The sequence below is a fragment of the Pseudoflavitalea rhizosphaerae genome (genome assembly GCF_003991355.1).
Classification (GTDB): Bacteria; Bacteroidota; Bacteroidia; order Chitinophagales; family Chitinophagaceae; genus Pseudobacter; species Pseudobacter rhizosphaerae.
Genome location: NZ_RCSU01000002.1, coordinates 381772 through 397382, shown reverse-complemented (window position 1 = coordinate 397382; position 15611 = coordinate 381772). Strand labels below are relative to the sequence as shown.

Genomic DNA, 15611 nt, shown 5'->3' with positions numbered 1-15611 from the left:
TATGATACGTGTACTGATAATAGAAGATGAGATCATTATTGCCAGGTTCATCGAATTGCAATTGCTGAATAATTTCGATTGCGAAACACGAGTGGCCATTTCCCCGAAAGAAGCCAGGGAAGCCATGCCCGAGATGCAGCCGCACCTACTGCTCTGTGATATCAACCTCTGCGATGAGATCACCGGCATCGAACTGGTAACTGAACTGAAGGATAACTACAGCTTTGAAACCATTTTCATCACTTCGTACCAGAACAAGAATATCATAGAGCAGGCATCGGCCACCAATCCCGCTAATTATATCATCAAGCCGGTGGATGAAGCACAGCTCTTTGCGGGCATTCAGCTGGTGATGACGAAGATCGGCCTCCAGCAACCTGTTGCAAAGGAGAAAGCCAGCCAGGCCATCGGGCAGCTCAACAATACGGAGTTCATGATCCTGCGTGAGATCCGCAACCAGAAAACCACCAAGGAAATTGCGAAGGCATTACACCTTAGCCCATATACCATCAAGAACCATCGTCATAATATCTGCAGGAAACTCAACCTGGAAGAAGGAAATAATGCGTTATTGAAATGGGTGATGCAGCACCAGCATTTACTGAAGTAGAAAAGTGGAAAAAAGAACAAATCCGGAGCATTTGCGCCAACCAGAATTCGATAAGCTTCCGGACCACTGTCAACCGTACTTGAAAATGTTCCTGAAACATCACATTGAAGCTGCCACTCCAACGATCCCGGCACCGCTCTCCGGACCTGTTCACAAATCATTGATCAGCCTTAACCGGCTTTGATCACACTGCAATACTAATAAAGAGAACATGCGTTGTTGTAGACCCCGGGGTTCTGATTTACATTGATAATCATCAATGTTGTTCAAACAATATATTGAGAAAGGGCGCCATTTCTTCTGCGTGCAAAATGTTATCGACCTCCACATGAGTAATGGCCTGCAATGGCATATACGCTACGTCTGCAGTATCGGGGTCCTGCACAATACAGGCGCCTCCGGCAGATTTGATATTCTGCATTCCTTCCTGTCCGTCTGCGTTGGCGCCGGAAAGCAGGATGGCAAGAACAGCAGGTCCGTACACTTCTGCTGCAGATTCGAAAGCGATATCGATACTGGGCCTGCTGTAGTTCACTTTTTCTGAAACGTCAAGTGAAAAAGTAAAATCGGATTCCACCAACAGGTGATAATTGGCAGGAGCTATGTAAATATGATTGGGGAGGATGGGCTCTTTCTCTTCCACTTCGCGAACGGGCCAGCTGGTTTTGGAAGACAGCAGGTCTACCAAAGTTTCATCGTGTGATGGTTTTCGGTGAAGTACTATCACTATAGTAACAGGCAGCTGTAAACGAAGTTCAGGCAGTAACTTCAGGATCACCTGCAGGCTGCCTGCAGATCCGCCGATGATGATCAGCTTGAATGTTCTGTTTAAGAGATCTTTCTCCATATTCTTTCCCTGTTTTCCAGTTGACGGTATTTACGGTAGATACCGGAATATTTCAGGTTCTCTTTTCCGCCGAGCGCCAGGAAGCCAAGCATATCCAAACTATCATCGAACAGATGGAGCGCCCTGTTCTGCAATGGGCGATCGAAATAGATAAGCACATTGCGGCAGAAGATCAGTTGGAATTCATTGAAGGAATGATCGGATACCAGGTTATGCGGCGCCACAACCATTCGCGCTGCAAGCCTTTCATCAAAGCGTGCCCAGTCGTACCGCGCTGAGTAATACTGACTGAAATCCTGTTTGCCGCCACTCTGGATATAGTTTTCAGAATACTGCTTCATGAAGCGAAGCGGGAAGATGCCTTTGCGCAATTTCTCCAGTACGCCGGGATTGAGATCTGTTGCATAGAGCAGGCTCTTGTGCAGGAGATTGGCTTCTTCCAGCATGATGGCCATGGAATACACTTCTTCACCGGTGGAACAGCCGGCATGCCAGATACGGATGAAAGGATGTGTGGCCAGCACGGGCAATACATCTTCACGAATGGATTTATAGAAAGATGGGTCCCGGAACATCTCGGTCACATTCACGGTGATCTCTTCCACAAACCGCCGGAAATAAGTGGCATCTATCAGAACATGCTGGCGGAATGCGGCAAAATCATTGAACTTATCCAACGCAAAAAGCCGGTTCACCCTGCGTTTCAGGGATGCCTTGGAATAGCTGGTGAAATCATATCCATACTTCACCAGCACATCCTGCATCAGCAGGTCTATTTCCGCATCATGTATTTTGTATTCCAAATGGTAAGCCGTTTATTTTGCCGAATCGTATAGCCATACACGCAATAAAGATAACAACTGATCGATATCCACGGGTTTGCTGATATAGTCCGAAGCGCCTGCCTCGATACATTTTTCCCTGTCGCCGATCATTGCTTTGGCAGTAACGGCAATCACGGGCAACTTTTTGAATTTCGGATTGCTCTTGATACGGCGGGTGGATTCGTATCCGTCCATTTCCGGCATCATCATATCCATCAGCACGATATCGGTTTCCGGATGGTCCTGCAATTGCTGCAGCGCTTCCCTGCCATCTGTAGCCGATACCACTTTCATCTGGTAGGTTTCAAGCGCCCTGGTGAGCGAATAGATATTGCGGATATCATCGTCTGCAACCAGTACTGTTTTATTCTTCAGCACCTCCTGTAAGATCCCCAGGTTATTGGATGGTTTGGTTGGGGTATTCTTTTCTTCCACCAGGTGCAGGAACAGGCTCACCTCATCGAGTATGCGCTGGTAGGAGTGGGCTGTTTTGATAACGATACTGTCTGCATATTGCTTGATCTTCACTTCTTCTGCCTTGCTGAGATTGCGACCGGTGAAAATGATGATCGGAATATTTTCCAGTCCTTGCTGTTTCTTCACCTTTTCCAGTGTATCATAGCTGCGTTGGTTGGGAACGCCCATATCCAGGATCACGCAGTTCACTTCCTGTTTCTGCAATGCTTCCACGGAGCTGTTCACGGTATTACGGATCTCAGTGTTCACGGAATAGTTTTCCAGGTAGAAGGCAAGCGCTTTAGCATGTTTCAGGTTCTCTTCCACAATCAGCACCTTGCGCGGATTGTTGTTGAGCATGAATTCGATCCGCTCGAAAATATTCTGCATCTGTTCGTATGCCACGGGCTTATTGATGAAGTCTACAGCGCCTTTGGACAGGCTTTTGTATTTGCCATCGTATGCGCTCATCATATGAACGGGAATATGACGGGAATCGATATTGTTCTTCAGTTCCTCCATTACTTCCCATCCATCTTTGACTGGCAGCTGGATATCCAGCAGGATGCCTGCCGGTTTGAATTTAACGGCCAGGTCAAGGGCTTCATCGCCGCGGACCGCCACCACGCCTTTGTATCCTTTGCGGCGCGTGAATTTGAGCAGGCTCTCTGCAAAATTCGTATCATCTTCCACGATGAGGATCACACGATCTTCGGGGAGGATTTCATTGCGGTCGTCCGGAATGGGATCAGGGATCACTTCGCTGATAAAACGCTGGCGGATCTCTTTCTCTGATGTCAACGGTTTCAGTGTGGGTATTTCCGGGACTGCGCCGGCAGGCAATTCCTCTCCGGTTGTGCTGTGAATAGCGGCAGCAGCTTTTGATACAGGTATATTGATGGTGAATACGCTGCCTTTGCCGGGCTCGCTCTGCAGCTGGATCTCTCCGCCCAGTAACCGCGCCAGCTCGCGACTGATACTGAGCCCCAGCCCGGTTCCGCCGTACTTCCGTCGGGTGGACCCATCGGCCTGGCGGAAGGCTTCAAACACGAGTTGCTGTTTTTCCGGCGCAATGCCGATGCCGGTATCACGAACAGAAAAGGTGATATGATGACTGTTCCTGTCGGTCATGCTTACCTGTAGTTCAACATATCCCTGGGATGTGAATTTGAGTGCATTGGCGATGAGGTTCCTGATGATCTGCTCCACCCGCAGCCTGTCTGTTTCGATGATGCGCTGCGCAAACTCATCAATTGTGGTCCTGAATTCGATGCCTTTCTCTTTAGCGATGGGAGTGAAGAGAGCAGACATATCTTCCAATACATCTTTCACGGGAACATCCGAATAAAGCAATTCCATTTTTCCAGCTTCGATCTTGCTGAGATCGAGGATCTCGTCTATCAGGGCCAGCAGACCCTGTCCCGATCCCTGGATCACGCGGGCATATTCGATCTGTTCACTGTTCAGGTTGTTCTCGTTGTTCTCCGCCATCAGCCTGCTCAGCAGCAGGATGGAGTTGAGAGGCGTTCGCAGCTCGTGGCTCATATTTGCCAGGAATTCGGATTTATAGCGGGTGCTTTGTTCCAGTTCTTCGGCTTTGCGCTGGATCTCGATATTACGCTCGAACACCAACTGGTTCTTTTCTTCGAGTAATCGTGCACGTTCTTCCAGTTCTTCATTCGCTTCCAGTAACTCTTCCTGCTGTACTTTGAGTTCTTCTTCGGAGGCCTGGAGTTTTTCGGTCTGTGCCTCCAGTTCACTGTTGATATTCTCCAGCTCATTGTGCTGTGCCTGTAATTCTTCGGCCTGGCTTTGTGTTTCTTCCAGGAGCTCCTGTAGCCTCTTCCTGTTTTCCACACTGTTGAGCACAGTGCCGATAATATGCGAAATATTTTCGAAGAATGCCATTTCGCTGGTATTGTACTCCCTGATGGAAGCAAGCTCCATCACGCCCATCACTTTTCTTTCATGTAAAAGTGGAATGGCCACGATATTTTTCGGAAGTATCTGACCAGAGGCATAAGACACCAGCATCTGGTCAGCCTGCACATTGCTGATCCGCATCATTTTACTTCCGGAGGCGGCCTGACCTACCAGGCCTTCTCCGATATTGAAAGCGGACCTGCCCTGGCTTTCGTCGAATGCAAATCCCCTGGTGAATTTCAAAGTGGCATCTGCATCAATAATATAGAAAGCGCCCACCTGGCTACCTGTGTATTCTGCCACGAATTCTATGATATTGCGGGTCAATACAGGCAGCTCGTATTCGCCGAGCATTTGTTCGTTGAGACTGGCAATACCTGCCTGTAACCATTCTTTATCGGCCAGTGAATTGAAGGAGGTTTCCAGCGCATGCGCCATATGATTGAGGGATATCGCCAGGCTGCCTAGTGTATCCTGCTGGTCTGTTTCCGTTACACGCACGGAGTAATCGCCGGTAGAAACTTTTTCGGCCACTTCCTGTATGATGTTGATGCGGCGGCTGATCTGCTGGTCTTTTTCCTGTAATGCCAGCTGCAGTTGTGTTGTTCTTTCAAAGTCGCTGCTCACGCGGGCAAAAGAGATCACGGTGAGTATGATGCTCAGGAAAGCGGCTATCACGATGAGAGTAGGGGTGTAGCCTGCAAACCTGTTCATCTTCGCCGTGCGTTCAGATAGCAATTGGTTTTCCCTGTCAACCATTCCTGCAATGATTGCCCTGGCCTGGTCCATATGTTGCTTTCCTTCCTGCAGTTCTTCCGCAGTAGGCTGCTGACCCCGCTGTTTCTTCATGATGAATTTCTGCAGCATGCCCAGTCTTAATACCACAATTTCCTGCAATTGATTCAGGCTGAGTTGTTGCGCATGGTGGTCTATCGTCAGTTTTCTTACATCGGCAATTGCTGCTTTGGCATCATCGATGGCGCCCTGGTAAGGTTGCAGGAAATTATCTTCACCGGTAAGCAGGTAGCCGCGCTGACCGGTTTCTGCATTGATCAGTTGTGTAATTACTTTGTCAAGTCCCCGGATCACCTGGTTTGTATGTTCCACCTGCTCTGCGCTTTTCAGCAGGTTGCGTATGCTCATATAACTGGCCACAGAGCTGATCACGAGCAGCAGGAGGGAGAACCCGAATCCTATGACGAGGTTACGTTTGAAAGAGGAATTCATTGACCGTTGTTTTGTGCTTTATTTTCGGAGAAGGTTTGTGTAACTGGCAATACCACGATGAAGGAACTGCCTTTTCCTTCTTCGCTTTTGGCGGTGACGATGCCGTTATGCTTTTCGATGATCTTTTTTACGATGGCCAGACCGATACCGGTGCCTTCATATTCTTCGCGTGAATGAAGGCGCTGGAAGATAGCGAAGATCTTATCTGCAAAGATCTCGTTGAAGCCGATGCCGTTGTCTGTAACCGTGATCCGGCAATAGTTTCCGGCAGGATCGGCAGGGCTGTCTGCATCCCTTCCTTTCACCAGCGCCGCGGTGATGCGGATGGTTGGTTTTGTGGTTTTACTGGAAAATTTCAGTGCATTGCTGATGATGTTCTGGAGCACCTGTCTGATCTGTGCGGGGATCACTTCCAGTACCGGTATAGGGTCTACTTCAATATCGGCCTGTTTTTCCTGGATCAGCAACTCACTGTCTTCAATGATCTCCCGCAATATTTCATTGATATCGGTGGGCAGAAAATCGGCGGAGATGCTGAGTTTGGAATAATTCAGCACATCGGTGATCAGCATGATCATCCTGTCTGATGAATTGATCAGGCGGTCCATATAATTGATGGCGCCCGGATTATCGGAGAGGAATTTTTGTTTCACGAGATGACTGAACACCTGGATCTTTCGCAGCGGTTCTTTCAGGTCATGTGATGCCACATAGGCGAACTGTTGCAACTCGTGGTTGCTGGCTTCCAGTTCCTGGTTGCTTTGCATCAGTTCCTGTGTTCTTTCCTGCACGCGTTGTTCCAATACCTGGTTCACCATTTTCTGTTCATGGATATCGGTACAGATGCCTACCCATTTCGTTATCCTGTCGTCTTTTTTCACAGGTGTCATAGTGAACAAATGGACGCGGTATTCTTCGGATTTCAATGGCCTGATCCGGATCTCGGTGATGGTTTGAATGCCGGAACTGACGGCTCTTTGAATGTAATCGGCAATGGTTGGGGTACCCGGAGGCGTTTGCGGGAACATGTCCATCCCAAAGGAGAACTGGTGCCAGTAACGGTTCACGAATTCTATATTTCCATTTGCATCTGAAGTGAAGGCGATCTGTGGAATGGACTCCAGCGTGGAGCGTAATTCTTCCACGCTCTCGTGTAACTGGGCCTGCGCCTGCTTTCTCACCTCGATCTCTTCGCGAAGGGTTTTCTGAATTTCATTAAGTTCCCTCGTCTGTTGATGCAGCCTGTAAAAATTCTTCACTTTCAACAGGAGGATATCCGGGTCAAAAGGCTTGGTCACATAATCGATGGCGCCGGAAGTATAACCCCTGGCTATGAACCGTTTTTCTGTATTTACGGCAGAGAGGAAGATGATGGGAATATCGCGGGATTTGCTATAGCCTGTAACTGCTTCTGCAACTTCGAAACCATCCATGCCCGGCATCTGTACATCGAGGATAATAAGGAAATAAGTATTCTTTAAGATCTTGCGCAGGGCATCTTCGCCGGAAGAGGCTGAGTCTACGGCAAAATGGTTTAGTTCCAGGAGTTTCTTAAGAGAGTAAATATTTTCCGGCCTGTCGTCAACAATAAGTATCATAATTACATATCAGCTGATAGATTATGCCAAAAATATTGCAGGCAACAATACCAACGGTGTGGATTGTTATACCCAGCGCGGGGAGGTTTTTCGTCTATAAAAATCATGCCAGGGCTGAAATGCCCGTCAGGGAACGATTGTAGTGAAAAGATAGGTAGCCAGTATTATCAGCAGTACGATGCCCTGCAGGATATTCGTTCTGCCGGCGCCGAAAGATATACTGATGGTGAAAAGTGATAATATCAGCAGCAGGGTGGATTTGGTATCGATGCCCAGGGTGATGGTGAAGCCGGTAAAATAACCCACGATGGCTACAGCGGGAATAGTGAGACCGATAGAAGCGAGTGCAGAACCGAGGGCCAGGTTGAGACTGGTTTGTAGCCTGTTCTTTCTGGCAGCCCTGAGTGCGGCTAGTCCTTCAGGTAAGAGAATAACAGCAGCGATGATGATACCTACCAGGCTTTTAGGAGCGCCGAGGTCTACTACGATACCTTCAATAGCGGGCGATAATTTTTTGCTGAGGATCACTACCACTGCCAGCGCCAGTACCAGCAACAGTAAACTGGTGGTGGCTGTAAAATTGGATGGCGGCGCGGCGTGCACGTTCTCGTCCTCCTCCGAAGCATCTTCCGGTAGAAAATAGTCGCGGTGACGCACAGCCTGCACCATCACAAATCCGAGATACAACACCAGGCTCACGATTGCCACAAAGATCAGCTGGCTGGTGGAGTAAACAGGCCCGAGGGCGCTGGTGGTGTAATTGGGCAGTACAAGTGTTAGGATAGTGATGGCCGATAGTGTCACCAATGCAGCGCTGACCCCCTGTTTCACAAATACCTGTTCCTTGTAGCGGTAACCACCTATCAGCAGGCATAATCCAATAATGCCGGTCAGGATCAGCATGATGGCGGCAAAAACAGTATCGCGCGCCAGCGTGGAGCTTTCCTCTCCGCCTTTGCTAAGCATGATGGTAACTATCAGGGATACTTCTATAACGGTGATGGCTAAGGCCAGGATCAAAGTACCATATGGCTCACCCACTTTATGCGCCACCACTTCCGCGTGATGCACGGCAGACAATACCACACTGATCAGCACCGCGCCCAATATGATATCCATCCAGCCGGAATGTTCTGCACCTACCGCCAAAATAAAAACCAGGCCTATCAATGGGCAGGCTACAGACCACAGGGGTAAAGCCAGTTTCATCGTACGGTATAATAATCCTTGATGAGGCATAATACGGAATTTAAGGTGACAGGAAATGTAGGACAGTAACGGCTTGCAGGACGGGATAAGCCCATTTGTGCAATAATAAACAAAAAAAATTACCTTTTTTACTGTCTTCCCTGTCAACTCTTATTTTCAATTCTGCTCATTTCCCTTCCATAGAAGGATTCCGGCTCCGCTTAAAATTTCATTAAACTGCTTACTATATAGGATCAGCTCCAGATGCCTGTGGGAATATTTTTCTGAACGAAGGAAGAAAAATCGGAAGGCTCCCTGTTCAACGCCTGCTGTACACCTTTGGTGAGGGATGCATTACGTCCGTCGAACAATTCGGTGAAAAGATAGCTTATGAACTGTACATAGTCCGGGGGGAGTCCGAACCCTTCGAGTGTTTTACAGTATTCTTCAATGGATACATCCTGAAAGCGTATGTCCCTGCCTGTTGCTTTGGCTATCTCTGCCGTGATCTCTTTGAAGGTCATCAGTCGGGGACCTGTGAGCTCATACAGCCTGTTGGCATGTTTTGCATCAGTAAAGGCAGCAACAGCCACTTCTGCGATATCATCCGCATCCACGAAAGGCTCTTTCATATCACCTGTGGGGAGGGCCAGCAGTCCTGCCTGCAATGGTTCCTGGAAAACGCTTTCACTGAAATTCTGGAAGAACCAGCTGCAACGGAGGATGGTATGATCGATACCTGATTGTTGAATGATCTCTTCACAGGCCATCGCTTCCGGCTCGCCGCGGCCGGATAATAAGACCAGTTTCTGAATACCGGCTTTGGCTGCCAGTTCCGCCAGGTATCGGATATCGTCTGTTGCGCCTTCAACGGCCAGATCAGGCTGATAAGAAATATACACTGCCTTCATCCCTTCCAGTGCAGGAGCCCAGGTACTGCGATTGGTCCAGTCGAACGAAGGATCGCCGCTTCGCGATCCAACGCGTACTGGTATGCGCAATTCGTTCAGTCTTTGCACGATCCTTTTTCCTGTTCTTCCGTTTCCTCCGATCACGAAAATGGGAGCTGCGATGGCTGTGGTAACGGTTTTGTTCGTATTCATTGCTTTTGATTTTTAACCAAAATTAGCAGCAGGGCAGTCCCTCCCATAGAACAAAACCGACAATCAGCTTACTCAATTCAGGACCTCACCTGCGCCATCACTTTGAGGTAATTCCAGATACTCCAGTGTTCCAGGTATTGTCCGTTCTGCACGCGCACAATTTCCAGCATTTCGATATTGATTCGTTTGTTGGTGGCCGGCATGCCGAAGAATTCACCCACATGCACACCGCTTATTTTTTTGCGCGTGCATATTTTATCGCCTTCACCTACCTGGTCAAGGATATCGATACGGATGTCTGAAAACGCTTTCCAGAGTACATTCTGAAGGAATGCGATCATGCCGTCTGCGGCCGGTGAAACACCGGGAGGAGCTGAATGGTTCACAAAATCCGGCGCCATCAGTGCATCGAATGTTTTCAGGTCTTTACCGGCAATAACTTCCCTGTTGAAGCGGGCTACCACTTCTTTGTTGCTGTTGATTGACATATGTTTCAGTTTTATATTTTTCTGAAGGAATGCAGTTTTTCTGGATTGGTCTGCAGATAGATATTCCGGATATGGTCGTCTTCCGGTTCGATGGAGATCAGGCTTAGTGGTTCGTCTCCGGAACTGGTGAGGACCGAAGGAAGGCCATTCGCCATGATCAGTTGCTGCGAAAATGCAGGAACGTATTGCCGCATTTTGAGTACTACTGAAGCCAGTAGCCTGCTTACATGTTCTTTCCCATGTACTGGTTTGAGTGCGGCTGTGAACCGTCTGCCATTGGCGTGAAGAACGGAGCCCCCGCCATCAGCATAGAGAACGATATCTTCTTTGAGGAGATGGATCAGTTCGTCCATGTGTCCATCTTTGAGTGCTTGCAGGAAATTGTTCAGAACTTTCCCGTGCACTTTCAGGTCTACCTCAAAACGCCGGGTATCGTTGCCTAAATGATCTTTGGCGCGTTTGAAGATCTGCCTGCAGTTTTGTTCTGATTTATCGAATATTTGCGCCAGTTCAAAATAATCGTACGCAAATATTTCCTTCAGCAGGAAGATGGCCCTTTCCTGTGGCGTTAGTTTTTCCAGTAAAACGAGGATACCGATGGAGAGTGCATGCCAGGATTCAATGCCGGCGCTGCCGGAGCGTGTATCGGATTGTTGAAGGGGCTCGGGCAGCCAGATGCCCACATAGGATTCGCGGCGCATTCTTGCGCTGTTGAGGTAGTTGATGCAGAGATTGGTGACTGTTTTCACCAGGTACGACTTCACGAACCGGATATCCGTTTCTTCGGAAGCCATCCATTTCAGGTAGCTGTCCTGTACCAGGTCTTCCGCTGCATCCACACTGCCCAGCATATTGTAGGCGATGGAAAAGAGGAGCGATCTGTATTCCAGGAATATGTCTGTTTTATCGGCCATGATTGCCTTTTAGCATAAGACAAGGTAGGTTTTTTGAATGTGACAGCCGGTGCAAAAAAAGGGACTGACTAAAGGGGCAGAGAGCTGGCAGTCGCTCGCCTCCCGGCGAGTGACTTGTATTTGTTCGCCTCCGGCGAACACCGCGTCGCCAGAGGCGACTAAACAAAACTCACTCGCCAGAGGCGAGCGAGTGGGCACAGCGAAATGAAATGTAACAACGGCGTACTTATCGAAAACATCTTTCTGGTCACTACTATATTCCAGCAATGCAAAGCAGAAAGCGTCTTCTTTCAGGACCATCTTGTGATAGAATATTTTCCCATTTTTATATTCTCCTGAGATTACGTAGAAATCGTTGCCGCTTTTTTTGTACTTGATGCTTGCTTGTTTTGCAGCCTCTTCAAATCATTGCCATACTGTTTGGAAAGCGGGATCACTTCTCCTTCACTGTCGAGGTTCAATCTTCCGAAAACAGTCAATACTACTTCGCCATCCCGGTTGGTAAATTTTCTTCTGTCACCATTTGCTGACTCGTAATGTGGTGAAGTTGCTGATAGGGGAGTGAATATCGATTTCCACAGTTACAGGAATTCCAAAATGTCACTGATCTTTTCCACCTGCCTGAAATTCGGATGCACCACATCCTGGTCATGCACTTCATGCACCCAGGTAGTATGATAGGGAATATGAACGGCATGACCATTCAGTTCCAGCACGGGCAATACATCCGATTTAATGGAATTACCAAGCATCAGGAAATGTTCAGGAGCGCAATCCAGGTGCTTCAGCAGTTTATGATAATCCGGCACTTTCTTGTCGCTCATGATCTCGATATGATGGAAATAGTCCATTAATCCTGATTTCTTCAATTTTCTTTCCTGGTCCAGCAGATCACCTTTGGTAGCCACTACCAGCCTGTATTTCCCTTTCAGGTGTTGCAATACTTCCTGAACTCCATCGAGCATTTCAATATCTTTTTGCAGAAGCTCGTTCCCGAGCCTGATCACTTCGTCCACCATTTTGATGGAAGCCCTTCCTTCAGTGACCCTTGAGATGGTTTCGATCATGCACAGGAGTACGGTTTTGATCCCGAAACCATAAAGCGGAAGCCGCTGCAGTTCTGTTTTATACAATTCCTTTGATACGGAATGGTGTGGGAGATAGTCTTCCAGCAGTCCGCAAAATTTCTTTTCCAGTTCCTGGAAATAAGGTTCATTTACCCACATGGTATCATCTGCATCGAAGGCTATCACTTTTATCTGGTTGTACATTAGTTTTGTTTTCGTGTTGCAAATTTGATTGAAGGTTTCAGGTTTTTGAAGGACATTTGTCCTAATCCGAAAATATGCTCAGGACAAATCCTACATTTCTGCAATTTATTCAAAACCTGTTTGCCTCCAATCAGCATCATGAGGCTTTTGCACTCCGGACCTGGCCTAAAGGCAGTTTATTGCTCAAACAGGGAACAGCCGCAGTGAAGGTATCTGTGATCAGGGAAGGGATCACCAAATGCTATTTCAGTGAGGAGAATGGTAAGGACTTCATTATTGAATTCCTGAGCGAAGGTGAAATACTGGGCGACCTGGAAGCGATCCGCAACAATGCGTGCCTTTGCAATGTGGAAGCGCTTACAAACGTGCAGGTATACTCGATCAATATCGATTATTTCCGTACACTTTTACAGAAAGATCTTATGCTGAACCAGCTATTGCTGGATGCATTGGCTGGGCGGGTGATCAATACCAGCCAGCGATCCTCCCTGCAACAATTGTACACTGTTGATCATGCTGTAAAACGTTTGCTGGAATTGCAGACCAGGCAGCAGCTCGATTTTTCCAAAGAAGATATGGCCGCATACCTGGGCATTACCCTGCGGAGTCTGAACAGGGCGTTGAAGCATATTTCCGAACAGGAATAGTTATTCGCTTTTCAATGATTTTACCGGGCTCATCATGGCAGCTTTCAATGTCTGGAAACTGATCACCACTACTGCAATCACCAGTGCAATCAGCGCTGCCCAGATAAACACCATGGCGCCAATATTGATGCGGTAACTGTATTGTTTCAACCAGCCTTCCAGGAACCAGAGCGCCAGTGGAGAGGCGATCACACAACTGATCAGCACCAGTAAAAGAAAATCCTTCGACAGCAACAGTAATAATTGTGTGAGTGAAGCGCCCAGTACTTTGCGGATCCCGATCTCCCTGGTGCGTTGTTCCGCGATATATGCTGCCAATCCGAACAACCCCAGGCAACTGATGAAAATGGCCAGTGAAGCGAATATAGCCGCCAGCTTACCGATCAGGACTTCCATCCTGAATTTGGCTGCATGGTTCTCATCTGCGAACGAATACTCGAAAGTGAATGCAGGACTGTATTTATTGAAAATGGAACCGAGTTTGCTTATCGCTTCCTGCGTGCTTATTCCCGGTGCGATCCTGAATAGAAGGGCGCCTGCAGCATTGTAGTCTATCATGAACATAGTTGGATCTGCTGAATCGAAAGGAGAGAGCATCAGGGCGTCCTTCACCACACCGGCAATCGTAAGATTGTCGCCCTGCCAGCGGACTACCTGGTTAACGGGGTCCTTTATGCGCATTTTATCGATGGCGGCTTCATTGAAGATCACGCTGAAGGAATCATATTCATTCCTGAATACACGACCTTCTTTCATTTCCATTCCCATTGTTTTGAAGTAATCCGGAGTGGTAATGATCACGCCCATTTCAATTGTTTCCTTTTCTGTTTTTCCAGGCCAATGTTCAACATCGGAGTGCCAGTAAATATCAGTGGCGGGGCTGGATGCCGTTGTCATGGCGGAAACGATGCCAGACTGCAGGGCCTCATTTTTGAAAGCGTTGTAATTGCGTTTCAGATCGGGGTTCATGTCCAATTCCACGAGTCCGGCAAGCTCATAACCATTCGGCCTGTTTTTCGCATAATTGATCTGACGGTAGATCACGATGGTGCCGATGATCAGCGCCACAGAACAACTGAACTGAATCACCACAAGCGTTTTACGGAAAAGAGAGTGGCTGCTTCCCTGTCCTAAACTGCCTTTCAATACTTTCACAGGTTGAAAGGAGGAAAGATAGAAAGCGGGCCTGCTGCCTGCCACCAATGTTGTGATCAAAACCAGGCCAGCCATCAGGCTCCAGAAAACAAGGCTGTTATAGGGGATTTGCAGGCTGGCTTCCGTCAATGCATTGAATGCAGGCAACAACAGGTGCAACAGCAGTAATGCGCAACCGAAAGCAACCAGGATAAGTAAGAATGATTCCAGCAGGAACTGGAACACCAGTTGTTTTTTTGCAGATCCGATCGCTTTTCTCACACCAACTTCCCGCGCTCTTTTTTCAGAACGGGCCGTAGTCAGATTCACGAAATTGATACAGGCGATCAACAATACCAGCGATCCTACCAGCGTGAAGATCCTCACATATTCCAGGAGGCCTTCCGTATCTTTTCCATTTACATAATTCGAATAAAGATGCCAGCGATCCATGGGCTGGAGCGTAACATAAGAGTTTTCTCCATTGATGGATTGCTGTATATGGGTGATCAGTCTGATCTTTGGTGCGAGTTGCGCGTAGGGAATATCTTTTTTCAGTTTTACAAAAACCTGGTAGGCGTTATTGTCGAAATTGGTATGATTGAGCTGGCCTTTGGGGCTGGAAAGTTCCTTGTATTGAAAAGGTACCAGGTAGTGGAATTGAAGGGAAGAATTGGAGGGGATGTCTTTCAGGATCCCCGTCACTTTCAGATCATGCTTATTATCGATGCGCACCATTTTGTTCACGGGGGCTTCATTTCCGAAAAGTGCTTTGGCCGTTGATTCTGTCAAGACGATGGAATAGGGATCGTTCAAAACTGTACCGGCATTTCCTTTCAGTAAGGGAAAACCGAACATCTTCAGGAATTCTGTTCCCACCATGCCGCCCTGCTGGTAGATCTTTTTTTCACCCACCATCAGCCCGTGAGCGCCCATCCAATCAGATTCGGCTACTGCTTCTATTTCATCATAACCGCTGCGAAGGGCATCTGCCAGCCGGAGGGAACTTGTCCGGAAGGTAAGGGTATCCCCGTTGCTGTTGAAGTTCCTTTGCACCCGGTACAATCTTCCATGATCAGGAAGGAACTTGTTATACGAGTACTGATGGTAGACCCATAGACCGATCAGCAGCGTAACGGTCATACCGGCGGCCAGGCCGAACACATTTATGGCGCTGTAAGACTTGTTTTTGAGCAGGTTTCTCCAGGCGGTTTTGAAATAGTTGCGGAACATAAACGGGATTTGTACAGGTATTGAACCAAGCAGCATGCCAGTTGACAAGGGGTTGAAAATAAATAATTTACTGAAAAAGATAAATCCCGCCTGTTCATTTCCGGACAGTTTTTGTCCGGGTATGGACAGCCTGTTTCAGAAAAAATGA

General features: G+C 47.9%; 12 protein-coding genes. 2 read left to right on the top strand and 10 right to left on the bottom strand.

Annotated features, from left to right (window positions below):
* Position 1 precedes the first annotated feature (1 nt).
* Complete coding sequence (locus D9Y29_RS04320) at positions 2-610, top strand: response regulator transcription factor (RefSeq protein WP_206513712.1); 609 nt, start codon at positions 2-4, stop codon at positions 608-610.
* A 256-nt stretch (positions 611-866) separates the two neighbouring features.
* On the opposite strand, the gene D9Y29_RS04315 is transcribed toward D9Y29_RS04320, so the two are convergent.
* From D9Y29_RS04315 to D9Y29_RS04275, 9 genes are all read right to left on the bottom strand, one after another.
* Entirely contained in the window at positions 867-1457 is a 591-nt protein-coding gene (locus D9Y29_RS04315; protein ID WP_127125363.1) for a chemotaxis protein CheB, read from the bottom strand.
* Entirely contained in the window at positions 1439-2260 is an 822-nt protein-coding gene (locus D9Y29_RS04310) for a CheR family methyltransferase (protein ID WP_241237847.1), read from the bottom strand. The genes D9Y29_RS04315 and D9Y29_RS04310 overlap by 19 nt, the downstream gene beginning before the upstream one ends.
* 12 nt (positions 2261-2272) lie before the next feature.
* Entirely contained in the window at positions 2273-5887 is a 3615-nt protein-coding gene (locus D9Y29_RS04305; protein ID WP_127125361.1) for a response regulator, read from the bottom strand.
* A complete protein-coding gene (locus D9Y29_RS04300; protein ID WP_127125359.1) occupies positions 5884-7485 on the bottom strand; it encodes a sensor histidine kinase in 1602 nt (533 codons plus the stop codon). Before D9Y29_RS04300 ends, D9Y29_RS04305 begins: the two co-directional genes overlap by 4 nt.
* A gap of 126 nt (positions 7486-7611) precedes the next feature.
* The gene (locus D9Y29_RS04295) at positions 7612-8724 is read right to left on the bottom strand and encodes a calcium:cation antiporter (protein WP_241237846.1); all 1113 of its coding nucleotides are present in this window, start codon (positions 8722-8724) and stop codon (positions 7612-7614) included.
* A 203-nt stretch (positions 8725-8927) separates the two neighbouring features.
* Positions 8928-9776, bottom strand: coding sequence for an NmrA family NAD(P)-binding protein (locus D9Y29_RS04290; protein WP_127125357.1), 849 nt, complete (start codon positions 9774-9776; stop codon positions 8928-8930).
* 77 nt (positions 9777-9853) lie between these two features.
* Positions 9854-10264 (bottom strand): ester cyclase, encoded by a 411-nt coding sequence (locus D9Y29_RS04285; RefSeq protein ID WP_127125355.1) that lies wholly within the window; start codon positions 10262-10264, stop codon positions 9854-9856.
* Positions 10265-10275: 11 nt separating this feature from the next.
* Positions 10276-11178, bottom strand: coding sequence for a sigma-70 family RNA polymerase sigma factor (locus D9Y29_RS04280; protein WP_127125353.1), 903 nt, complete (start codon positions 11176-11178; stop codon positions 10276-10278).
* Between the two features lie 581 nt (positions 11179-11759).
* Positions 11760-12449, bottom strand: a complete 690-nt coding sequence (locus D9Y29_RS04275; protein ID WP_127125352.1) for an HAD family hydrolase — start codon at positions 12447-12449, stop codon at positions 11760-11762.
* Positions 12450-12523: 74 nt separating this feature from the next.
* On the opposite strand from D9Y29_RS04275, the gene D9Y29_RS04270 reads away from it, so the two are divergent.
* Positions 12524-13096 carry a Crp/Fnr family transcriptional regulator gene (locus D9Y29_RS04270; protein ID WP_127125350.1) on the top strand — a complete coding sequence of 191 codons (573 nt, stop codon included), beginning with the start codon at positions 12524-12526 and terminating at the stop codon, positions 13094-13096.
* Here D9Y29_RS04270 and D9Y29_RS04265 read toward each other — a convergent pair whose 3' ends face one another.
* Positions 13097-15463 (bottom strand): ABC transporter permease, encoded by a 2367-nt coding sequence (locus tag D9Y29_RS04265; RefSeq protein ID WP_127125348.1) that lies wholly within the window; start codon positions 15461-15463, stop codon positions 13097-13099.
* Positions 15464-15611 lie beyond the last annotated feature (148 nt).